The sequence below is a fragment of the Fischerella sp. JS2 genome (assembly GCF_032393985.1).
In the GTDB taxonomy this organism is placed as follows: domain Bacteria; phylum Cyanobacteriota; class Cyanobacteriia; order Cyanobacteriales; family Nostocaceae; genus Fischerella.
The window spans coordinates 2,741,180-2,764,795 of record NZ_CP135918.1 but is presented as its reverse complement, the minus strand read 5'-3'; the positions used below and the strand labels follow the sequence as shown (position 1 = coordinate 2,764,795).

The following is a 23,616-nucleotide window of genomic DNA, read 5'->3' as shown; positions in this document are numbered from 1 at the left end:
CAGAAAACACCATCAAATTCTTTCAGGTTTACAATGTTTTTTTAACTTCCCAGTTGACGTTCCCTGTATCATCCTTGACTGTAACTTCAGCGATCGCAGTCTCACCTTTGGTATCAGTTACCTGACAATCAAAGGTTTCGCCTAGTTGCTCAAATGTACGCAGTTTTCCTTCTCCACAGCTAGCACTAACCTCAACACCTACCTGATCTTTAAAACCAGTTTCAATAGTTTGCTCAAGCACTGGGAGAACCAATACTTTTCTTGTATTAAATTTTAACGAGCCATCATTATCACTAGGATTAACTCTCGTAATAAATTCTTTATTTTCTGCAACTGTGTTGCAATCGAAAGGCTGTCCAACTTCTAAGTGCACTTGGTTAGGACAGGAAACTGATTCAATAGGAACACCAATAACTTCACCTAGCTGTTCTTTAACAGCTGTTTCTACTTTCTTGGTTAATTTGGACTTTGTAGCTGATGAACTTGTTTGCTGATTTTCGACATTGCTAGTATTACTAGCTGTCTGAGTTCCAGATTCACTTTCGCCTGCTTGCGTGTGAAATTCAAAAGAACATCCCACCATCATGCTAGTTAAAGCAATGCCAAGTAAACACCTAAAACTGAACTTTTTTGAGCCACTCCCCCGTTTTGAAAACGGGGGATTCAGGCATCAAACAGAGATTGCAGTCTGAGACTGTCTAACATCTCCTACGCCTAGAGTCGAACTCCCGACTCTTTTAATATTAAGACTGGCGTTTTCATCTCTATCATTTTCAGATTGACATGAAGGACAACGCCAGCGTCTAATCGACAAATCCAATTTTTCTAAAATGTGTCCACAGCTAGAACAAGTTTTTGTGGATGGATACCATTGATCTACAAACACTACTTGTTTATGCTTCTTCTTAGCAATCCATTCTAGAATTTGCAGAAATTCACGCCTCGCCAAGTCTGATATTTTCCTACCCCAAAGACGTTGCATTCCTTTAAGATTTAAGGTTTCAAAACAAAGCACATCAAAATTATCTGTTAATTTATGAGCGAGTTTCCAAAACCAATCACGTCTACGATGAGAAATATCCTCATATTTGCGAACTAGATTTTTTCTAAATCGCTCTCTGTTTGATGAACCTTTGAGTTTTTTAGAATGCTGTCGGCTAGCTTTCCTAATGGCATTTAATGATTGTTTTAAAAATTGGGGAGACTCAATTTTTGTTCCGTCCGAGCAAGTGAGGAATGTTTTTAATCCAAAATCAAATCCCGCTATTCTACCAGTCGCAAACTTGATTTTTGAATTAGAACAATCATCAACAACTATAATCATAAATAGCTCGCCTAAAGGAGTGCGTTTTATGGTTAAGGTTTTGACTGTTCCCTCTATCTCTCTCGACTTCCAAAATTGATAAACTTTGTTCCCAATCTTGACTCGATTTCCACCTAAAAACTTGTATCCAGATTGTTTAAGAGTGAATGATTTGTATTTCTTAACTTTTTTAAATCCTGGCGGTCTAACTCCTTTTTTGTTGTGTTTAAAAAATAATTGGTAGGCTTTCTCAATGCGTTGACAAATATCTTGTACTGATTGAGAACCTACTGTTTGCCAAAATGGATTACATTTCCGCAGTTTGGCAATATGAGATTGAAGTTTTGCACAGCTTAAGTGTTTGCCCCACATTCGATAGTAGCGTTTGTGTAGGGCAATACAATGATTGTAGATTATCCCACTCGCGTTAATCATGCGCTTGAGGAATCTATTTCTTTTGTGCTGATACAGTTTAAACTTCAGGGTTTTCATGTGATTATGATATCATCAGTGGTGTAGATAATCAATACTCATCTACATGAAAACTGTTTATAATCATTACAATCATGCTGTTGGATTAGCTACTGTCCATTTAATCTGGATACCATGCAGACGCGCTCGTGTATTCGCTAATAACGAAAACTTAAAACTTCGATGCATTGAAGTATTCCAGTCTGTTGCTAATGACAAGAAGTGGATTATCAAAGCATTAGAAGTTGCGCCGGATCATATACATCTACTAGTTGAATATGATCCGCACCACTCAATATCTCAAATAGTTAAAGCTTTTAAAGGAAGGTCATCAAGACTACTAAGAAAAGAATTTCCAGAATTATTGAGATTACCTAGCTTATGGACACATTCTTATATGTTTGACACGACTGGAAAGATTAGTACTCAGAAGGTTTTAGAGTATATTAATGACCCCCTTCACGGATGAATAAATTCATCATGTTCGCTTATATCCGCCCTTTAGAAAAAGGCGGCTTTACGCATCACGATTCGTAAGTTCCAACCTTGTTTGTATTGGCGTTGAGTCATTTTAATTACCTCCAGTTCATGTAAGTTGTGTATAGTTGTGCAAACTAATAAATAAAAATGAGTTTTTTTGATTTGTACTCATCACATTAGCGAGCAATCGGGGAGAACTAGGGGAGATAATTAAAATTGGTTAGTAGTTAGTGGTTGGTGATTGGTAGGGGTATATTAGCCGCCACTAAAGCGTGAATATCACTCAGATGCTTCACCCTTATTAGACTCCGCATGGCGCTCAATTTTGGGCTTGTCTTTGACTATAACTTTAACTTTGACTCTAACGCCAATGCCTTCTTTTACTAAGACGCGGACTTTAACAAAAATATTGCCGACTTTGACTACAACCTCAACCTTAACCGGCATGAGTTTTTATTTTAAAGGATTAAAAACATCCCTTTAAAGCTGGCATAGATTGACCAAGCTATCAGTCCAATTAAATACAGTCGGTAAACTTGAAATTGCAATTATAAATACAATTTTGTGAAGCATGAACGCATCATATTTCAATGCCCTTATCCAGTTTCACTATAATTCTGATACATGTGGTAACAAGGAAGACAAAGATTTTAATAAGCCGGTACAAAAGTTAATTAAATATCTTCTGGAGATGAGGTATAAACAAATTCAAACTTAATAAAAAACTAAAAATTTTATGAAATATCGGAAATTATTGAGCATCTTACATTACATATGGGGTGGAGTTTGGAGCTTTTATTTTCTAGCAATCTTGTTAGCTTATGTCTCTGCGCGAGACCGTTTATGGCAAACTCTACGATCTTCAATGTGTATTCAAGAACCTTTTATAGGTAAATCCTGTGACAGTTGGATTCTGTTTTTTAGTATCTTTATGCTGCTATTTATGGCTTTATATGCAATTACTAACCTCTTTTCTGGTTACAATTACTGGCGTTCAAAGCCTTCGACTATCAACTGGGTTGCAGCATCCCTAAATTTGATCAATATTCCTATTGGTACAATACTGGGTGTGTTTAGTATTGTTGTATTGACAAGCTATCTGAAAAATTTACAGAATAAAAATTCAGAGTAGAACACCCTAGTTGCAAGTACAATACTTAACCTTATACTTCCAGTGAAGAACGGAATAGAACACGCCCTGGAATTACCTCATCGTTAATTTTGGCACACACCCGGAGACAGGCGGATACTTCTCCTGGTACACCACCAATATTTAGTTGTAAATCGTCTTTTGACCAAGTGTAGATATCGGCGTAGGTTCCCCACAATGGTCGTATTTGCACTTGATAACCAGCATCCCGCGCTTTTGCCACTATACTATCAAGAGTGCGCCTTGCTTCTTGTTGGAGTTTTCCCCACCAAGAAAAGCGATCGCATGGTGGCAAATATACCAAAGAATGAATCGCCTCATCTAAATCTAGTCTGGTACGGAGTGCGATCGCTGGGTCTGCATCGGTAGTGTTAAGGACACGTTGAAAACGGTCGATAAGTGCTGTTATATACTTAGACTTTTCAGATTCGGAATTTAAAGACCTAACACCAAAACGATCCACGCTTTTGTAAGCATGGTGTAAATACGTATCTATATCGATAAATTTTAGACAAACAGATACAATCCCCGCTAGCACATGTAATTCCCCACCTCTTGTTTCTACTTGCAACCGGGAATCAAAATCAACCTGATCTGATAGACACAAGCCAGTTGCATAAACACTCCCCTGCAAACCAGAGTAAATATGTTCATTGCGGCTAAAACCAAACTGTTGCACAGCCAGCTTATCTTCCAAAGCGCCTAACTGACTCGCTTCTGCTAAAATACACTCGCGCCAAGTATGGGCAAGTTTTTCTGGAACCCGTAGCAGCAAGCATTGAATTTCATTCCACAAATCAACATCATTGTTGCTGTGAAACTTGTATGCACCAATATGTTGCAACAATTCTTGATCAGCCAACAATGCATCAGCAATATGTTTAAGTTTCTGTTCCTCTGGTAATTCCAAGTGAATTGGTTCAAATACCTCTTCCCAGGTAGGGGGAGTGGGGGGAGTGGGGGGAGTGGGGGGGGTAAGTTCTTCTACTTTCTTACTTATTTGTGGTTGCAGAAGTTGATCTAGTTCGCGTACAAGTTCCTGACAAGTACTGTTACCGGGATCTGTTGTTGCTTGTTTGAGTGCTTGTTGTAATTGAGTCCGCAGTCCATATAAACCTAACCGCAGTACCCAAGCTAATTGTGAATCCTCTATTTCTAATAATTTGCTGAGGTGCTGCATGTTCTCTCCATGATTTCAAAACTTGGGTAACAACTGTCTGTTGAAAATAGCCCATTTATTTTGAGGGAACGAACACTCATGGAACACGGATGCACACCGATAATTCATCTGTGTTCCATGAGTGTGCATCGGTGTTTGCTTTCTCAATGCAATCCGCAAAATGGATCGCGTTCTGTTTCGACGTTGTTAGACTGGGCTTGGAGGGAATCTCGATAAACACATCCCTCTATTTTCAGACATTCGGGATTGGTTGATGTCCAGTAGGGTACTTCAAAGGCGTGGATGCGCAGGATACCTTGTTTGTTGAGGGAGACGTAATATTTACAAGGATATTCGGATTGGATTTCTGGTTGGGGAAGTTCGCCGATCAGTTCCCATTTGTTGGATTCTGGGTGACGAAATTGGAAGTAAAATGTGTGTTTGCCACTGGCGGGAAAGGGGGGTAATTCTGCGATTAAGCCTAGTCCTTGGATTTGGGTGTCGCTTTCGTTGTAGCGGAAGGTTTGTAAGTCTTGGTTTTGATTGCTGGAAAATAGTAGTGTGTGAGCATCGGTTTTGAAGACGTTGGCTGATTCGGCGACGTTGACGGCGATGTCACAAAGGATTTCTCCTTGATCGGAAATTACTGTTTGTGTGCCGATCGCTTGGGCGGCATCGAGACATGGTATATTGACGGGGATGAGGTAATGGGGTTTACCTCGGGATAATAATAAATCTATGTCTAGTTTTTGATTGATTTCAAATTGGACTTGAATGTGGTTTTTGAAGTCTTCTTCGTTCATGCCTAATTTTTTCATCAGGATGTCGCCGTTGTAGCTACCCCAAAGTTGCAGTTTCATGTTCTCGAAGTCTTGACGCCTGATGTTGTTGGTTAATTGCATTCCCATCCAACGACTGCGATATTTGGCGATCGCATCTGTGGCTTGGAGTTGATATAATTCTTGTCCGGCGTGAAAGATGGGATCGGGACTACCGCCGATGACTTCGCGGACGAAGGAACAGGGAAGGAAGTAAAACAGGTTTTTGACATCTATATATAGTTGGTTGGCGCCTTTTTTGAGTAGGTCTTTGGCTTGTTGGGGAGAGAAGCTAAGTTGGCGGAGTTTTTCGGCGAAGCAAGCGCCGGCGGATGTGGCAAGTTTAGTGTATTCTGGTTCAAAGGTGACGCGTTCTTCGTTCCAGAGGAAGTAGTCGGATTTGCTAAAGACGCGGTATAGTTCGCGTTCGACAATTTCTAAGTTGCAGGTTTTTCCGGAGAGGATTAGCCAATCGACGGTTTCGGGGGAGTTACCGGGGTTGAGGGATTGGTTTTTAAAGGCGTTTTCGATCAATCCTTGGGCGATACCGACGGCTTCCTTGACTACGGGGGCGACTGCTTTTTCAAATTGTTCGACGGTAAGAGTGACGCTGAGGCGATCGCTCGTGCTGGTAGGTAAGGTAATATCGTTGTGTAGTAGGAGTTCAGAGATTTTTTGTCCATCCAGGACAAATACAGGCGTATCGAGGGTTTGGCGTTTTTGTCCGAGGGTGAGTTTGGCTGCTTCGGCATGTTCCCAAAGAGTGTAGAATGTTTGGGCGCGGGATGGGGCGTTTTTCCACCGGGTGGGTAGGACTTTTTCAGCATCGTTTAAGGCTTCTTTGTAAGCTTCGCCTTCGCGGACTTCTTTATCGACACAAGCTAACAGAGAACCTGGTTGAAATTTACCGTTTTGCAGGAAGCGATCGCTTAGTTCTTCTGGTTGGACTTTTAAGATATCTCTGGGTAAGGTTTCGTCGACAATGGCAGTCAGTAAACAGTCGGCGATCGCTGCTTTTAACAACAAGAATAGCCGTAGGGTTACTAGTTCGCCGCCTAGTTGCAGATGACCAGAGGAACCAAGTAGTTTGGGTGTAAGTTTATAGTAGCGTCCACCGTCGCCTCGATCTTCACCCGGTTCAAAAGGATTAATTTCTTCTAGGGAAAGACGAATTAAGGCTAAGTCGGTGGTTCCACCACCAATATCTAATACCATAACATTTTGCCACCACTTGTCCCCATCCCGGCGACAACGAGTTTTGAAAGATTCAATTCCTAAGTTTAAGTCGCCGCCAAATTCTCGCCATAGGAAAAATATCGCTACCGAAACAGCTTCGTCATAAGCCATTTGCACGTCTTCGATATCTAGCTGTTTTACCAATTGTTCAATTTCCCGGCGGACAAAAGGCGAAGCGATCGTGGGGTAAGTGACCACGGTGCGATAAAATTTCCCTTGGGAACACTTGCCGGAACGTTGGCGATATTTTTCGGTTAACTCGATTAATTGAGCATAAGCCGCTTGCAACAACTTATTAACAGGAATAGAATCTTCTTTGCCATTGAGAGTAATTTGAAAAGAACGTTCTTGTCCAAAATAACGTTTTGGTGAATGTAAAAACCTGCTATCAATTCCCTCGCCTTGTCTAATTGCATCTAGACGGTGTTGTTTGGCTTGTTCACCCAAACTAACTTTCACTTTTAGCGGATCGTTAGTTGGTAAAAACGGTTCTAAGCCAATAACTTCCAACTCACTGGCAATTTCACTCAAACGTCGGTCTTTATCTAACTCTACTGAAATCAAACTTTGCCATTCTAGGGGGGGAACGCGAAAGACTTCGTGATAAATTTGATTTAAACGTTTGCTTGCCGCCCGCCGAAACCAAGGTAAACGCTTACTCAAAGCAATTTCAATTTGGCGAATTGCTTCTAAAAATTGCTCTCCATTTAAATTGCGTAAATCTATAGTATTGTCACCCTGGACATTCTTACTCACTTCAATTAAAAATCTTTGCCATTCCTGTGTCCAAGCATCTTGAGTCACACCCGCTACCTGATCCACAGGACGTTGAGTTAACCATGTCGATAAGCGATCGCGCAACCTCACTTCTTGTTCGTGAGGTAAACTATGGGGTGTGACAATCACTTTCGGGTCGTAAAGTGTGACTGTGGAATTAGACGTACCAAAATCGATCGCAAACCAACCGGGATAGGTAATTTCTGGTTGTTGATCGACTTGCTTGACTGGTTCAACATCTAACTTTAACTCTTCATCTGGTAAAGTTTGCGGTGTTGTACTTTTAAATGAGTTGATGACTGAATCTGTAAAAGACATGAGTGGATTTTTCAGTGAATATTCTTTAATTGGGTAAGTCCAGATGTTGCATTCAGCGCTGATGTGTTTGCTAATAGATAAAAGAGGATCACCCGTTGCCCCGGATTCAAAATACTCAATTGTGACTTGTAAATTACAATTGACACCTGTTGGTAATGGTTGATTCCAGCGACAATCACTTTGCCTTAATCGCTGGGGAGTTGTAAGCTGTAAAAGCTTATTAGTACCAAAGTTTACACTTTTATAAGCAGATTGCATCGCTGCTGCTAGGTCTTCTGGAATACCAGTAACATATATATTTATGCGGAAAATATGAGGAAAATGAGGATTAGGAACTGGTCTAATTTCAATTGCTGGTAATAGTAATAAAGATGAATCGTTGGGATGAGTACGTAATTGATAACGATTAAAAAGTTCTATTTTGATTGGCATTATTATAGATTTCCTGAAAATTAATCATAAGTTGTGAAAGTTAGGCAGCACGTATAGAGATTTTATTTAACGAACCGCGAAGTACGCAAAGTACGCGAAGAAGGGTTTCTTCTTTGTGTCCTTTGTGTTCTTTGTGGTTCGTTTTTTTCCCATAAACCCAAGGGTTACAATTCACTTGAATGAGAAATTATTGTTACTTGAGAAAGGGTTTCTAACCAAGGGGGAACGGATGTAGATTTATTTTTGTCTGTGTCGGCAATATATCGCAGTAAGGGTTCGTGTTTGGTTTTTAATAGTTCTTGTAGACTATCTACTATTTCTTTTAGGGCCCGAGAAAAGGAAAATTTTACTTGTTTGGTGAGTTGACTGACGTATTGCACTAGGTGTAAACCAGCGCTGGCAGTGATTTCGTCGCGCAGTCGTAAAACGGCGATTTGATGATTAAATGGTCTGGGTGGAGTAGGATATTTTTTATCGGGACTCCAGTCGAGGATTTGTCCGTTGGGATGTTTTTCATCTTTGCGCGCTAGGGGAAATAAGGCGTCGGCATTGATGGCATGATTGTTGGTAGCTAATCCACTGTGTTCAATGATTAACTTTTGCCATTTGTTTGCTGGATCAACGGCGCGCAAGAGGTTACGAAATAGGCGGAGTTGATTTTTGCCAAAGTTATCTTGAATGTAGTGTTCGATGTCTGGTGACAGGACAGAATTGACTGTGGTGCGTTCGTCGGCGACTTCGGTGGATAATTTTTTGAAAAAGTCGGTTACTGCTTCGGTGGTGCGATCGTGAGCAAAGGTTTGCATTTCTTGAATGGTTTGGACGAAGGCACAGTAGAAATCATCGCTTTTGGTAGGGATGGTGTCTTCTACTTCTTCATCACCAAAAAAGCTGTCGGTTTTGGTGAGGGAAATTGTTCCGTTTTTGGTGCGATCAAATAGTAATGTCCATTCACTCCATTCAAAGAAGATTTTGTTAGTTAATTCGTCTTTGACAATATCACTCACGGCGATTCCGTCGTGGTTTTTTAATATTGGTTGTTTTTCTAGTTCTTCTTGGAATTGTCGGTAAATTGTTACTAAGTTTTCTATACCTTGGCGTAGTTGGATAAATTTTGGGTTTTCTGCGACGGGAATATAGGCGGGAACTTGTTCGAGGAGGATTTTGAGGTTATCTTGTTCTTTTTGCAAAGCTTTGACGGTTCTTTGAGTATCTTCGACGAGTTGTTTTAAGCCGTGTTGCGCTACGTGTTCTTTGAGTAGCGATCGCAATCTACTAATTCCACCGTCTTCTGCAAAGTCACTCAGTTGTTTGTGCAGGGTGCTGGATGGCGGTAACATTTTACTTAGTTGTTGCCATTTTTCCCGCAGTTCAACTTCTGAAAGTTTGTTGGGAATGTCTAATTCTGGCAAAAACTCGGGGGAGGAAACTTGAATGAGGGAAGAAAGTTCGGCAAGTTTGGCTAAACCGTGGAGTTGGGATAGGAAAACTATATTTTTTTTCTCTGTGGTTAAGTTGCTGGCACTGGCTATGGTAAGTTGGAGAATGCCCAAGCTTTCTAATATATTTGCTTCGGAAAGTAATGGTTCATCTACAAGTTCATCAAGGACACGTTCGTCACTCTGGGTAAGGGGAAGTTGATTGAAGCGTCCGACACCAACGATGATTCTATCTCTTAAGTCGTGTCCTTTGTCGCGTTCCAACATTGTGCGAATTTTGGCAGCGATCGCACCACCAGGATATCTCCCGTTGAGTAGCAACAGGATTGTTTGCACATCTGTGAGTTCGCGCAGTGACAAAAAGGTATCCCGTACGCCTGAATCGGCTGAACCCAAACCGGGAAAGTCTAACAAGACAAATTCATTTGTTCCTTGGAGTGCAGATAAATCCCAAACTGCTTTGGATACTTCGACGGTAACATCAATGCGGCGAATCAAAGAGAAGCTTTTCTGTAAATCTACGGCTGATGGTTGAGTAAAATTTGCCCAAGGTTGAGGGGGTGCTGGCAGTTGATCAAAGCTGAGTTCTAAGATATTCATCGGTGGATCAGCTAGCCTCAAGCCTTTTTTAGCGGTAGAATGATCAATCTCGTAGCTTTTACCGCCAATATATTTACCGTAGGCGTTGTAGGTACGCATATATACTACTAACTCGCGCAGTAGCGATCGCAGTTCTAAACTTTGTGTCTGATTCCAAGCTTGTTCACACCATCTCAAAATTCCGTTACTATCCACGATTATGGTGGGGTGCAAGTTTTTGAGACTCGTCAGCAATTCTAAGGATACTTCTGCTGCTTTAGCGCGGACTTCAACTTCCTGTAGCATAAAGCGCAGACACTCTTTCACACCCTCGTCTGAGAGATACTGAACGGTATACTTACCAATTTGGGTAGTTTGTAAGTCTGGTTGTTGACGCAGGTGAATGGCGGTGACGTTACCTGTAGTGGGGGTTTCACTGACAGGTAAAGCATCAGCGTAGCCAATGAGACTGCCGATTAATAAAGTTTTGCCGCTACTGAATTCACCCATAATGCCAATTTTCACAGGTGAAGCGGCTATTTCTACTACTCTTTGGGCAGATGCTTTTAACCTTTGAATGTTTTCATGGATACTATCAGGAAACCAGCTTTCCTGGGGAGGCGGGTTTTGTGATACTAACTCCAGGCTTTGTAGAACAGATTCCCCATATTCTTTATAGTGCCCAGTTGTGCGATCGCCATGTCACTTTTCATACTAACTTCCACGCTGTTATCAGTTATCAGTTAGAGACGCGATGTTCCTCGCGTCTGTACAGTTAGAGACGCGAGGAACATCGCGTCTGTTACTACGTACGACAGCCGTGAATTTTGGATTTACAGCAATAGCCATAGTTATAACTTGGTTTTTAATCAAAGAAGTTTAGCAATTTGTTTGTTCTGATTGTTTCCAAATTGCAAAACTTAGTAGAAGTTTGCATAAATTTGTATTGAATAAAGGTAGTTCTAATGAAAAACCTCACCCCTTACCCCTCCTTGCTAAGGAGAGGGGTGTCCGATAGGACGGGGTGAGGTAAGTTTTATGTTTGGTTGTGAGATTTTCCTATGATGAGTTAAAAATGCTTGGTGTCTTAGTACAGTTTTGCGTAAAGTCGTAATCTTTTTGAACGCAGAGGGATGGAGAGTTATGCGCACCAGGTAGCAGAGTTTAAGTAGCAGGCGAGTTTTTGTCCCCGTTGAGGGGAAGTGTTATGGAAAGCTTCTTCCAAAAAGTCACCAGCGGTCGATGCATTTGTTTCCATCCCCGTTGAGGGGAAGTGTTATGGAAAGTCTTTTATTTTAGTTCGGAGGAACTAACTATGGTGTTTCCATCCCCGTTGAGGGGAAGTGTTATGGAAAGTCCTTCCGAAAGACTGGAAGAGATTAAAGAAAGTTTCCATCCCCGTTGAGGGGAAGTGTTATGGAAAGAAAAATGTAGACCCAAATCACAAGAAAGCCTGCGAAGAGTTTCCATCCCCGTTGAGGGGAAGTGTTATGGAAAGTCTACAAGATGACCATTCAAGGGATGACGTACGAAGGTTTCCATCCCCGTTGAGGGGAAGTGTTATGGAAAGTTACCGATCATGGAATTTGATCTGACAAAAGAGGTTCGTTTCCATCCCCGTTGAGGGGAAGTGTTATGGAAAGTCCAGGTAGCCGACCCCGCCGCGATGAAACTTGTGTTTCCATCCCCGTTGAGGGGAAGTGTTATGGAAAGTTTGGGGGCATTCTCTGACTCAAGGTAATCTGACGTTTCCATCCCCGTTGAGGGGAAGTGTTATGGAAAGTCAGCGGCAACAGCTAAACACCACTCCCCTCGTGTTTCCATCCCCGTTGAGGGGAAGTGTTATGGAAAGTTTCGACGAAAACATGTTGGACTCGGCTATCGAGCTGGTTTCCATCCCCGTTGAGGGGAAGTGTTATGGAAAGAAGCATATTCCCTCTATTGGGATGTTGTGTATCAATGTTTCCATCCCCGTTGAGGGGAAGTGTTATGGAAAGTCTGTGCCGGCAGTTCGAGTGGAAGGCACCACCGGTTTCCATCCCCGTTGAGGGGAAGTGTTATGGAAAGCAGTGCCAATGTCCCGGTTGGTCCACTGGATACTAGCGTTTCCATCCCCGTTGAGGGGAAGTGTTATGGAAAGCCGAAGTGGTGAAGTTTCCGTTCACGACTTCGGTTTCCATCCCCGTTGAGGGGAAGTGTTATGGAAAGAGTTCACATCTGGAACGCTTACAGGGAGAGGGTTCTAGACCCCTAATCGACACCACTCTAGATTTAAACAAAAATCTTCAAAAAACATCGATTTTGCAGCCTGGAAACCTTGCTGCACAAGGCATCGACATCAGTTAACGAATATATGCGGTTTTCAAGGTTCGGGCGACTGGTGTCGATGAATTTCAACACACTCAAATCAGAGTATAATCTGTCAGTTATATTTGTCAAGTTTTTGACACAATTAACAATATTGATTTCTCACGAAAGTTGTGATCTCAGGCTGTTTTGAGTTGATGAAGGAAAAGAGAGTAATGTAGATTGGATTGAGCGAACTCTACTATACGCTTCATGAACTGGGTACGCCGCGAATTATTCTCTCCTCCATTATCTTGATTAAGAATTAGTGTTTTTATATCTGGAAACCGCCAACTCTCACTTTTCCAAAAATCTGATAAAACATCAATAATAAAATCACTTGTTACTTGAAACTCTGTAAAATATAAAAATATTTCATCTAACTTTGGAAGAAATATACCATAAGGAGTTACGGTTGTTTTTGGATTATAGTTATGGTCTTCGGTTTCAGTGGTAACTCGGTTTTTACCTCCTTTGTCAAAGCAACCAACATCGACACGGGCTTTGGCATCAAGACTTAAACGTAAAACACTCTTATCATCACTAGCTGATTGATTAACATTGCTAATTGCTCGAAGATTGCATCAGTTTCTGGAATTTTTTGAGGTAAAACTTTTGCTACCCGCTTCAGTCGATATTCCAAATAATTCAATTTGACACGAATTGTTTCTTCAGTCGGTAACTGTTCATCACTATAGCCACACTTTTCAATTAATAGCTTTCTTACTTTGTTTGCTGTTAGGCGTGTATACAGCCTTTAACTTTTAAAACTTGGGTCGGTTTGGCTTTGTAAATCAACCAATTTTTTAATATCTTCTAACAAAGAAGGTAGGTGTTCTTCTGCTTTCCATCGACTCTTAGCTGAATAATTATCTACACAAATAATTCCAGTAGTTAATTCTTTAATTCCTTTGCGAATTGTTTTTCTATCCCATCCCATCTCGTTTTGAGCTATTAGCTGTCCTTCAGGGCCTAACCCCATGACAGCCTGCGCCTGAAAACGTCGTCTTGCTGCTTGTTTCAATTGAGTTGCTGTTTCCTTTAGCAAACTTTTCAATGCGTCAGTTAATTCAATTGACACTCAAACACACCCCAAAACTCTAACCATACATTGAACTTACTACAAAAAAGCAAGTCAGGACTGCCATCGGCAGCCTTGACTTTCCACCCTCTACAATAATTATCATTCTTATACATTGGGGATTTTATTTCTTGGAAATCCCCAACGTCAATCCATTCATAATTCTAGAAGCGATCACCACTTTTTAAAGGTTAGGGACTCAGCGGGCGTTGCATAATAGCGGTATGAATTGAGGTCAATTAATCATGGAATGTCCACGCTGTGGATCTTGTCATAACCGTAAGAATGGAAAGAAAAGAGGTAAACAGAATCACATTTGCTGTGATTGTGGTCGTCAATTCATTGATGTCTATAAACCACCCAGGGGCTACTCGGATGAAATCAAACAAGAATGCCTAAAAATGTACGTCAATGGTATGGGATTTCGTGGAATTGAAAGGGTGAAAAACGTTCATCATACTACCATTATTCATTGGGTTAAACGAGTGGGTACACAATTGGCGGATACACCAAATTCAAAGGAAATTCCGCAGGTGGGAGAACTAGATGAATTAGAAACATTTATTGGTTCAAAAAAATAAAATCTGGTTGTGGACGGCGGTAAATCACTTTACTCAAGGTATTCTTGCTTGGGTTTTAGGTGATCGTAGTTCGACTACTTTCCAACAGTTATGGAACATTGTCCAGTGTTGGCAGAGTTATTTTTACGTCACAGATGGATACCCTGTTTACCCTTGTTTTGTTCCTGATGGTGACCAAATTGTGAGTAAGACCTACATGACACGAGTCGAAAATGAAAACACAAGGCTTAGACATTATTTGGCTCGTCTTCATCGTAAAACTTTATGTTATTCCAAAACTGAGGAAATGCTGAGATACTCTGTTCGATTGTTATTGCACTACCTCAAATATCGTTCTGTTCCCTTACCTGCCTAAAACATACCTTTATTCAGCAACGCCACTCAGCGTGATATGCTCTGAAGAGCAAAATTGCTCGATAGTATGACTGGTATTGATCGTGAGATTGTTCTCGATTCTAGACATGTTGCAAAACATTTGCCTGATACCACTCAGGTACAGCGTTTATTGAGACGAAGACTAGCGGCTCACGTTTTTAATGACGAAGCGATGATGAATAGAGTTGCTCAAGCCATCATTGAAAGAGGAGAATATATAGGTATCGTTCGAGAATATGAGCGTTACGGTCTGTTTTTTACAGAACCCATTGGCTATCGTCTTGATCCAGATGGTTTCAAGATTCCCTTGTTCTACGGTGAGGTGAAGATTGATGCAGAAAACCGATATCACGTCATTCCCTGTACCCGACCAAGTGAAGTATAATTGGCAGTTTGCTGAGGTGTGGATTGAGCCAATGTTGTCTCCGCCTTATATTTTGCTGCTTCTTGGGGATGAGTTGGGAAAGTGTCAGATTTTCGATCCAGCCAAGAATTATGCGGTCATCTTTACAAGTTCCACTTATGAGGAAGCACAACACTGGCTGTTAGAAGATGAATATGAACCTATGGAAGGGCGACTTTCTGCTTTTGAGTTGTGAGCGATCGCATTCCAAAATGTCACTACACTTCTACGCACTTCCCAAATCAACGTTCATTCTCAACATCATTCCATCCATAGAGAACATCAAGACATTTGTGACCAACGTCTTGACGTTGTTTATGAACGCAAGTCCATCCATAGAGAACATCAAGACATTTGTGACCAACGTCTTGACGTTGTTTATGAACGCAAGTCCATCCATAAAGAACATCAAGACATTTGTGACCAACGTCTTGACGTTGTTTATGAACACAACAACATTCGCTACAAACGTGAAAGCGATCGCAAATACTACACCTTCGCCCATAAGGAACAGGGAATAAACATATTGCTTAAGTATAATCACTTATATTTTGATAAAAGGCTGTTACAAAAAAATATAAATATCTGGGAAATATTCTGAACCATCCAACAGCTTCTGTAAGCCAAGCTAACACTAGAACAACTTATAGGAATATAAATTTATGCCACGTCCCAAACGTTCATCCCGCGTTCTCGAAAAAGCCCAATTAAGGGCTTGTGGACTCAAAGCCATTGATCCAAACTTAGATTTTGGTAATGCAGGCAACTTGCAAAACCTGACACAACAAATAGAGCAGTTACGGGCTAAAATTGATACCTATAACACAGCTCTATCTATAATTGACGCTTCTAGAACCGATATTGAACAGCTAGAAAAAAATTTAAGCAGTCTGTGTGAAAGATTACTCTTAGCAGTCGCCGTCAAATACGGTAAAGACAGCCAAGAATATGTTATGGCAGGCGGTGTTCGTAAAAGCGATCGCATCCGCAAAAGCACAGCTACCCGCCTCAAAGCTTCTCCAGAAGAAACTTCTACAGAGAATGCCAAAACAGCTTGAAAAGGTAACTTAATCTTTGCCGAGATGTTCTTGAAATGAGGTGATGGAGAAACTGTATCTCCCCACCTCCCCATCACCCCACCTATTTCCTAATCACCTTTAACCTCTTTCTCCTCAGATTCCTTCAGTTGCTCAATCATAAAGCTAATCTGGGCTGATACTGATCGCTTCTGCTTATTGCAATACTCTTTAAACCACTCAAAAAGTGATTCTGGAATTGTGACACTAGTCCGGCTCATTTTTTCAGTCAAAGCACTACTTCCTCACGCTACATATTTAGTATTGACAAAGATACACTGATTATATCATAAATATTTAAAAATATTTAAAAATATATTGCAAATAAGACTGATTCATATTAATATAAAAATTAAGAGAGGCGTTCCCACCTCCAAGTAGATAACGCCTCTCTGACCAAACCACTATTAGTTAAGTAAGGTCTAATTAAATATGATGCCACAACCCATTTTTTGTCAAACACCCACCAAAGGTTTATTAAATTTAGCTTACGCCCGGCAAATTCGATTTCGCAATCTTCATATTAATATGGCTTGGCAATTTACCTGTTTCCTTACTTGGAGTAATGGTGAGAAAGAAATTTTTATTAACAAAGATGCCCAAGCAATAAACCAAACAATTCAGAAAATCACACAAACCAAAGATTAATCTCGATTCAATAAGTATTTGCAACACATCCTTGGATAAAGACGCGATGAATCGCGTCTTTACAATATCTATTGTCGCATTCTTTTTTTAAATCGGTATAATATCAAGTTTGCATGATTACTTATAATTCCCGTTTAACCTCACCCCGCCTTCGGCACCCCTTTCCTTACTAAGGAGAGGGGTTGGGGTGAGGTTTTATTATTATTCAGTGATTAACTGAACTCGATATAAGCCAGCATTACGGGGGTTTCCCCCGTTTCAAACATTCTCAAAAACCCTACTGCTGAAATTTTTTAATTCGCATTAAGGCGCTATTTTGATAATCTGTCTTTCCTTGTTGTTGGTAAAAATTGGCAGCAAGGTAATAACTCGCAATTGCTGCTTGCTGATTTCCTAATTGCGCGTAAGTAAGACCAAGGGCATAATAGGCATCGCCGTTGTTGTCATCTATACTGATAGCCCGATAGTAATCAGCAATAGCTAGCTGATATTTGCCTTGTCTACGATAGGCAATACCTCTATTGATATAGGCATCTACGCTCTTACTATTTATACTCAAGGCTCGATTGTAATCAGCGATCGCTAAATTATATTTAGCTTGTCTGTGGTAAGCGATCCCTCTATTTATATATGCATGAATATTTTTACTAATCTCAAGAGAGTGAGTGTAATTAGTGATGGCTTGGTCGTATTTACCTTGTCTGTAGTAAGCAATGCCTCTATTTATATAAGCATTAATATCGCGAGGATTTTTACTAATCACTCGATTGTAATTGTGAATAACTTTTGCTTGGTCGCCTTTGTTTGTTTTTTCGTTCACCCTCGTGTAGAAGTCTTCAGTAGCGATCGCCATAGGTACAGGAGGTTTAATTTGGCGATTTTGTGCAGTGCTAACTGTGGTTGTCGTGGAAACCAACACCGGAGAACAGGGGTTTGGAAAGATTTGCGGTGTGACTAAAGATAGGCGATCGCTACTGTGAGATTGTTGGGAATTACAACTTTGAGTAGTCAACGACTCTCTTTGAACAACGATAGCAATAAGACCCAATAAACTAAAACCAAATACAAAACTTCCACGTAAAACAAAGTTTTTGCGTTTTTGCACAACACTTTGCTGAACAAACTCTGTTTCCACCCGGTTTAACCAATTGTGATCACAATTAAGTATCTGTGTGAGTAAGTCAAGACACGGATCAGCATTCCAGAGATATTTGGCTTTTGGGTGCTTTTTCCACTCCATCGCTGCGGGTGTTAGCCGCCTTTGGAGAATTAAACTTTCCTGATTTTTTTGTTTCCATTCCAGCAGTTTCTGCCAGCCTTGTAACAAAGTATCATCAGCTAGTTCTACATAAGCCTGACCTTCAGTATCTTGTCCTCTCAGCAACAAGCCTACCTCACAAAAGCGCTGAATCACTTCTTGGACTTGAATATTTGCTGGTTCTGAGTACTCCAATTCCGATAAAGGAACTCGTCTGCGGCTTAACTTCCCATTACTCACCGCAATCATTCGCAGCATAACATTACGGATAATGCGCTCGTAGGATTGATGCTGTTGGACTAATATCGTATATTCACTATCAGCTTTTTGAACAAGACTTGACACCACCCCACCCATTGCTTTGTAGTTTTCCTGGAAATAATAATTGCATATACTACCCACACCGCAGCTTGTGGGAGAAAAATAGTAATATTTTTTATTTCAACTTTTAAGAAGGCAGAAGTACGTAGATGCGGGGCGGCTACGCCTACCTACGGTAGGCAAAAAGAGGGCAGTCCCGATGAAAAAATTTCACCATCAAGCATGAAAAAACCTCACCCCCTCCTGTCGTACACCCCTCTCCTTGCTAAGGAGAGGGGGTTGGTAAGGTTACTTTCAACTCAGAAGGTAATCCCCATAAATAAATGTAGGGGATTGCGACCCTCTTGAAGGAAAACAAAATCTTTCCTTCTGCCTCCTTGAAACTAACCTCACCCCGTCAAGAGAGGACACCCCTCTCCTTACTGAACTACCGTGTACACACAAATGATCAAATCACTCCAAACCCCGAAAAACCTCACCCTCAACCCCCCTCCTTACTGAACTACCGTGTACACACAAATGATCAAATCACTCCAAACCCCGAAAAACCTCACCCCCAACCCCTCTCCTTACTAAGGAGAGGGGTGCCGGAGGCGGGGTGAGGTTGTGATTTTGGGCTTTTCGAGTCAATTTGAATCAGGTTTTTCCGACTTCTGTGTACACCTAAGCCTTGCTGAGAGGGGAAAGGGGTGAGGTTTTTCATGGCAAAGTTCGTGAAACTTGTTTCATCGGGACTGCCTTCTGCCTTTTTGGTGATTACTATTGCTAAAAGCAAAAAACAAAATAACCTAATGCACACCGATAACCCATCTGTGTTTATCGGTGTGCATCTGTGTTCGTAAACTAAATCACATCCCCACTACAAAAAATTAATGCTGACAGGAACCTTATTTATGACCTTGACCATGTCCGTGTCCATGACCATGCTTGTGAGAACAGCTTTGCAAATCCTGACTCTTCAACTTGTTAGTAATTTCTTGTAGAGTCTCATCCTTAGACCTTAAACCAATCCAAGCATCAATTTTTTCCGCATCAAAACCCACCTCACGGCGATCGCCTACTTCGATCAACGGACGGCGAATCAAAAGTGGATCTCTAAGCATCATCACCAAAGCCGTTTGCGGATCTACTTTTTCAGGAATGACCTCACCCGATTGTACACGGGAAGCAGCACGGTTAAACCATTCGGCTACAGGGCGATCGCCAAAAAACGAGTGTAAACGTTCAACTGTCCAAGGTTCCGTTAACAGGTTATACGCTACCACTTCATGACCTGCGGCTGTCAGCAAAGTCTTTTGTTTTGTATTGTTTTTACAGCCAGGTTTTTCATAAAAAATCACCCTTGCCATTGCAGTATCTCCTATTTAACAGTTATCAGATATCAGTTATCAGTGTTTCTTGATATTCACTGTTCACTGATTTAATGTAGTCTGATACGCAAAAACATTTCCCCTCTACTGCAAAAGACAATAAGTTTCGTAGTCAACTTAAAGCATTCACTACAAACTCAGATTATAATTAAATTTTAATTAAAAACTCCAAATATTTGCTATTAAAAATTATTGCTTTAAATCAATTAGAAATTTTTGGCTGTGTGAGAGACTACATTATACTCAAAACGCTGCTTTGGATCAGTTTCGCCATAAATATTAAAAGTAACCGTTGGTTCATTACCTAATGCTTCCACACAATGAATGGCATCAGGAGTAAAACTGATAATATCACCAGGTAACAAAGTTAACTCCCCTGTTTGTTCAATTTTATCTATAAATTTGTGGCTAGGGTTGCGATGCCAAAAAGTATTTTTTTCTTGCCCCTTTAACAAAGCAACCACACCCCAAGTACCATGATTATGAATATTAGACTTTGTACCTGGTGCAAAAGTAACTGTTTGCAATGTCAAAGGAAAACCTAATTCATCGTAGAGAATTAACACCGATGTTCCTGTTTGCGGACAAGGTTCCAAGTATTGGCTTTGCACCCAATAAGAATTTACTAATAATCGCCTGACTAACATCTGAATTTCTGGCAAGCGACTAGTTTCATCTTCAACATCATTCAGAATATCTTCTAGTTCAGTCAAGAACCGATAAAGGCGATAATTATCTCTAAGTAAGTCCCACGCTCTAGCTGATTTACAAGCTTGATACTGTCCATCTCCATTAACATGCCAATCTCTATTTTTCATGGATTATGCTGAATATAAATTAGAAATATGACTAAAATAAAGCTTTAGAAATCAATCCTCATCTTCTTCTGCGGGTCGAGTTAAAATATCAAGTAAAATTCCTGCACCAAAATCGTTCTTATCATCAATAGATTTAACTTTAATACTGATTTCTTTAGCTTTTTCTAGTTCACCTAGTTTAGCTAACACTAATCCAGAAGCAGCATAAGCATTTAAATATAATCGAATTTGTGTCTCTTCTTTACGCTTAATTAATATTGATTGGAGTTGTTGCCAATCATCAGGCAATTTCTCAGCTAATTTAATTTTATCTATAACTTTAATAGCAGTTTGCAGCGCCATTGGGTAATTATATTTGTAATAAAAATATCTATATGCTGCAACCAAAACTTCGAGATGATCTCCTGTTTTAGCTAAAGCTTGATTCATATACTTTTGAGATTCACAAGTATTTTCCCAATTCTCAGCCGCTAAAATGAGTAATTTTTTGATCTCCTCCGGTACTTGAAACCAAGAAAATCTTTCCATGTCAACTTGCATAAAAATCTCCTTTGAATTAGTTATTGGTTAGTGGTTGTTTGTTAGTGGTTAGTTGCTTACCACTATCTACTAACTACTAACTATTAATGTACAGACGCGAGGAACATCGCGTCTCTACCCACTAACCCCTCCTTTAAAACAAAGTCAGAATGTACAAAAGTGTGAAGAGAATAATCCAAATAATGTCTACAAAGTGCCAGTAAATTTCTGCCATCTCAATACCAGTATGTTTCGTGGCACTATAGTGACCAGGAAGACGCGATCGCCACAATACACCCAAAATTAACAGCAGTCCCACAAACACGTGCAAACCGTGGAACCCAGTCATGAGATAGAAACAATTGGCAAAGACATTAGTCGTCAAACCATATCCCAAGGTCATGTATTCATAAACCTGACCCGCCAAGAAAATCGCGCCCATAAGCGCAGTCAGGATATACCAAAACCGCATTCCTTTGACATTATTCTTTTTAATCGCCGTATCACCAAAGTGAATGACGAAACTACTAGAAACCAGAATAATCGTGTTAATTGTCGGTACTAATAACTCGACCTCCGTTCCCTCCGGCGGCCATACCTCATTACTGCCACGAAAAAATAAATAAGTAGCAAAAAACCCACCAAACATCAAAGACTCCGAAATCAGGAAAGTCAACAATCCCCAAACTCGTAAATCCTTATGTTCCTCATGATGACTTGGACTAGTCGTTGTTGCGATCGCCATGAAAAAATCCTCTTCCTCAATCTCTTCCTTTATGCCTACCCTGACGGGAAGCCACTTCGCGTCTACGTGTCTACGTGGTTCGTTAAAAAAACCACAAAGACACAAAGACACTAAGTAGCGAATTCTCTATCAAAAAACTCTGCGTTACTCTGCGCCTACTCTGCGCCCCTCCGCGTTTAAAAATGCTACGATTTTACGCAAAGCTGTACTAAAATGTGTAACAATTATGTACTAGCTTCCGTTGCAGCAAGCGGCTGAACATCATGACCATACTCATAAGGGCCATGACTCACCACAGGTAAAACTTCCCAATTCTCAATAGCAGGTGGTGAACTAGTAGTCCATTCCAAAGTCAAAGCATTCCAAGGATTATCACCCGCTTGCTTGCCACCAATCCAACTCCACAGCGCATTGATCGTAAAAGGAATCACCGATATCCCCAAGATGTATGCACCAATCGTACAAATCTCATTGAGGTGAGTAAATTGCGGGTCGTACATTGCCACACGCCGCGGCATACCTTGTAATCCTAATTCATGCATCGGTAAGAAAGTCAAATTCGTACCAATAAAAGTCAAGATAAAATGAATTCGACCCAAAGTTTCATTCATCATCCGTCCAGTAATCTTGGGGAACCAGTGGTAAATTCCCGCATAGATACCAAACACAGAACCACCAAACAACACATAGTGGAAGTGGGCGACTACATAATATGTGTCGTGGACATGAACGTCAAACGGTGCTGTTCCCATCGTCACACCACTTAAACCGCCCATCACAAACATCATCAATAAGCCGATCGCAAACAACATGGCACTGGTAAAACGGATTTTACCGCCCCAGAGAGTAGCAACCCAGCCGAAAATCTTCACACCAGTGGGAACCGCAACAATCAGGGTAGATATAGTAAAAAACATCCGCATCCAACCAGGTGTGCCACTGGTAAACATATGATGCACCCAGACGAACAAACCCACAACACAAATCGCCAAACTAGAATAAGCGATCGCTTTATATCCAAATATCGGTTTGCGCGCATGAACCGGAATCACTTCGGACATAATACCGAAGATAGGCAGAATCATTAAATAAACTGCCGGGTGAGAATAGAACCAGAACAAATGCTGGTAAATCACAACGTTACCGCCTGCATCTGGTTTAAAAAACGAAGTCCCAAAGTTGAGATCAAACAACAGCAATACTAACCCTGCGGCTAACACGGGTGTAGATAACAGTGCTAAAACAGAAGTTGCCAAAATAGCCCAGCAAAATAGGGGAAGTTGATCCCACTTCATGCTGGGAACCTTCATAAATAGAATGGTGACGACAAAGTTCAGCGAACCCAAAATCGAGGAAGTTCCCACCAAGACAATAGCAAGTATCCACAACGATTGAGCAATTGGCGCAGTTACCAAACTCAGGGGTGGGTAAGCTGTCCAACCAGACTGGGAACCACCGAAGAAGAAACTAGCTAAGATCAGCAAACCTGCTGGTGGGTTCAACCAAAAAGCGATCGCATTTAGTTTTGGGAAAGCCATATCCCTAGCACCCACCATCAACGGTACTAAGAAATTACCAAATCCCCCAATCGCACTGGGAACGATCCACAAAAAAATCATGATCGTTCCGTGATTGGTCATGAAAGCGTTATACAAATTCGGGTCGAGTAAATCTGCATCTGGTGTTGCTAATTCAGCACGCATGGCTACAGCCATTAGTCCACCAATGAGATAAAACAAAAACGCCGTCACCAGGTATTGAATACCAATCACCTTGTGGTCAACATTAAACGTGAAATAGTGATACCATTTCCACGCTTCGGGGTGATGGTGAGTAGTGCCAGAAACCACAATCGTAGCTTCCTTTCCAGGTGGTTGATTCCGTGGTATTTCGAGAGTCATATTTTTAGTCCT

The 23,616-nt window shown here is 40.9% G+C and carries 18 protein-coding genes, 2 pseudogenes and 1 CRISPR repeat array; of the genes and pseudogenes, 6 read left to right on the top strand and 14 right to left on the bottom strand.

What is annotated here, in order from left to right:
- Positions 1–28: 28 nt before the first annotated feature.
- Entirely contained in the window at positions 29–586 is a 558-nt protein-coding gene (locus tag RS893_RS11570; RefSeq protein WP_315791294.1) for a DUF4333 domain-containing protein, read from the bottom strand.
- An 84-nt stretch (positions 587–670) separates the two neighbouring features.
- Entirely contained in the window at positions 671–1,795 is a 1,125-nt protein-coding gene (locus RS893_RS11565; protein ID WP_315787367.1) for a transposase, read from the bottom strand.
- A 46-nt stretch (positions 1,796–1,841) separates the two neighbouring features.
- Between RS893_RS11565 and tnpA the strand changes: the two genes are divergently transcribed.
- Positions 1,842–2,243, top strand: a complete 402-nt coding sequence (tnpA, locus tag RS893_RS11560) for an IS200/IS605 family transposase (RefSeq protein WP_315787365.1) — start codon at positions 1,842–1,844, stop codon at positions 2,241–2,243.
- Positions 2,244–2,533: 290 nt separating this feature from the next.
- Here the strand turns inward: tnpA and RS893_RS11555 are convergent, their stop codons facing one another.
- From RS893_RS11555 to RS893_RS11535, 5 genes and pseudogenes are all read right to left on the bottom strand, one after another.
- Positions 2,534–2,701, bottom strand: coding sequence for a hypothetical protein (locus RS893_RS11555; RefSeq protein WP_315791293.1), 168 nt, complete (start codon positions 2,699–2,701; stop codon positions 2,534–2,536).
- 716 nt (positions 2,702–3,417) lie between these two features.
- Positions 3,418–4,584, bottom strand: coding sequence for a hypothetical protein (locus tag RS893_RS11550; protein WP_315791292.1), 1,167 nt, complete (start codon positions 4,582–4,584; stop codon positions 3,418–3,420).
- 143 nt (positions 4,585–4,727) lie between these two features.
- Positions 4,728–8,144 carry a molecular chaperone gene (locus tag RS893_RS11545; protein ID WP_315791291.1) on the bottom strand — a complete coding sequence of 1,139 codons (3,417 nt, stop codon included), beginning with the start codon at positions 8,142–8,144 and terminating at the stop codon, positions 4,728–4,730.
- A gap of 164 nt (positions 8,145–8,308) precedes the next feature.
- Positions 8,309–10,875 (bottom strand): annotated as a pseudogene (locus RS893_RS11540) (dynamin family protein).
- Between the two features lie 466 nt (positions 10,876–11,341).
- Positions 11,342–12,370: a CRISPR direct-repeat array (repeat unit 36 nt; unit sequence GTTTCCATCCCCGTTGAGGGGAAGTGTTATGGAAAG).
- A 326-nt stretch (positions 12,371–12,696) separates the two neighbouring features.
- A pseudogene (locus tag RS893_RS11535) lies at positions 12,697–13,583 on the bottom strand (ISAzo13-like element transposase-related protein); the annotation flags it as partial.
- A gap of 251 nt (positions 13,584–13,834) precedes the next feature.
- Between RS893_RS11535 and RS893_RS11530 the strand changes: the two are divergent.
- The 4 genes from RS893_RS11530 (at position 13,835) to RS893_RS11515 (ending at position 16,006) form a co-directional block, all read left to right on the top strand.
- A protein-coding gene (locus tag RS893_RS11530; RefSeq protein WP_315790248.1) for an IS1 family transposase occupies positions 13,835–14,525 on the top strand; the annotation gives its coding sequence in 2 pieces (ribosomal slippage) (positions 13,835–14,166 and positions 14,165–14,525; 693 coding nt in all).
- Positions 14,526–14,591: 66 nt separating this feature from the next.
- Positions 14,592–14,930 carry a DUF6972 family protein gene (locus RS893_RS11525; RefSeq protein ID WP_315791290.1) on the top strand — a complete coding sequence of 113 codons (339 nt, stop codon included), beginning with the start codon at positions 14,592–14,594 and terminating at the stop codon, positions 14,928–14,930.
- Positions 14,878–15,144 carry a hypothetical protein gene (locus tag RS893_RS11520; RefSeq protein ID WP_315791289.1) on the top strand — a complete coding sequence of 89 codons (267 nt, stop codon included), beginning with the start codon at positions 14,878–14,880 and terminating at the stop codon, positions 15,142–15,144. The genes RS893_RS11525 and RS893_RS11520 overlap by 53 nt, the downstream gene beginning before the upstream one ends.
- A 466-nt stretch (positions 15,145–15,610) precedes the next feature.
- A complete protein-coding gene (locus RS893_RS11515) occupies positions 15,611–16,006 on the top strand; it encodes a hypothetical protein (RefSeq protein WP_315791288.1) in 396 nt (131 codons plus the stop codon).
- An 89-nt stretch (positions 16,007–16,095) separates the two neighbouring features.
- Here the strand turns inward: RS893_RS11515 and RS893_RS11510 are convergent, their stop codons facing one another.
- Positions 16,096–16,245, bottom strand: coding sequence for a ribbon-helix-helix domain-containing protein (locus tag RS893_RS11510; protein WP_315791287.1), 150 nt, complete (start codon positions 16,243–16,245; stop codon positions 16,096–16,098).
- Between the two features lie 214 nt (positions 16,246–16,459).
- Between RS893_RS11510 and RS893_RS11505 the strand changes: the two genes are divergently transcribed.
- Positions 16,460–16,672 carry a hypothetical protein gene (locus tag RS893_RS11505; protein WP_315791941.1) on the top strand — a complete coding sequence of 71 codons (213 nt, stop codon included), beginning with the start codon at positions 16,460–16,462 and terminating at the stop codon, positions 16,670–16,672.
- Positions 16,673–16,949: 277 nt separating this feature from the next.
- Here RS893_RS11505 and RS893_RS11500 read toward each other — a convergent pair whose 3' ends face one another.
- The 6 genes from RS893_RS11500 to ctaD all read right to left on the bottom strand — a co-directional run bounded on the left by RS893_RS11500 (position 16,950) and on the right by ctaD (position 23,604).
- Positions 16,950–18,332, bottom strand: a complete 1,383-nt coding sequence (locus RS893_RS11500; protein WP_396336443.1) for a tetratricopeptide repeat protein — start codon at positions 18,330–18,332, stop codon at positions 16,950–16,952.
- Positions 18,333–19,138: 806 nt separating this feature from the next.
- A complete protein-coding gene (locus tag RS893_RS11495; RefSeq protein ID WP_315791285.1) occupies positions 19,139–19,600 on the bottom strand; it encodes an ArsC/Spx/MgsR family protein in 462 nt (153 codons plus the stop codon).
- Positions 19,601–19,827: 227 nt separating this feature from the next.
- Complete coding sequence (locus RS893_RS11490) at positions 19,828–20,439, bottom strand: cupin (protein ID WP_315791284.1); 612 nt, start codon at positions 20,437–20,439, stop codon at positions 19,828–19,830.
- 51 nt (positions 20,440–20,490) lie between these two features.
- Positions 20,491–20,979, bottom strand: coding sequence for a hypothetical protein (locus RS893_RS11485; protein WP_315791283.1), 489 nt, complete (start codon positions 20,977–20,979; stop codon positions 20,491–20,493).
- 133 nt (positions 20,980–21,112) lie between these two features.
- Positions 21,113–21,703 (bottom strand): heme-copper oxidase subunit III, encoded by a 591-nt coding sequence (locus RS893_RS11480; protein WP_315791282.1) that lies wholly within the window; start codon positions 21,701–21,703, stop codon positions 21,113–21,115.
- A gap of 224 nt (positions 21,704–21,927) precedes the next feature.
- Positions 21,928–23,604, bottom strand: a complete 1,677-nt coding sequence (gene ctaD / locus RS893_RS11475) for a cytochrome c oxidase subunit I (RefSeq protein WP_315791281.1) — start codon at positions 23,602–23,604, stop codon at positions 21,928–21,930.
- Positions 23,605–23,616 lie beyond the last annotated feature (12 nt).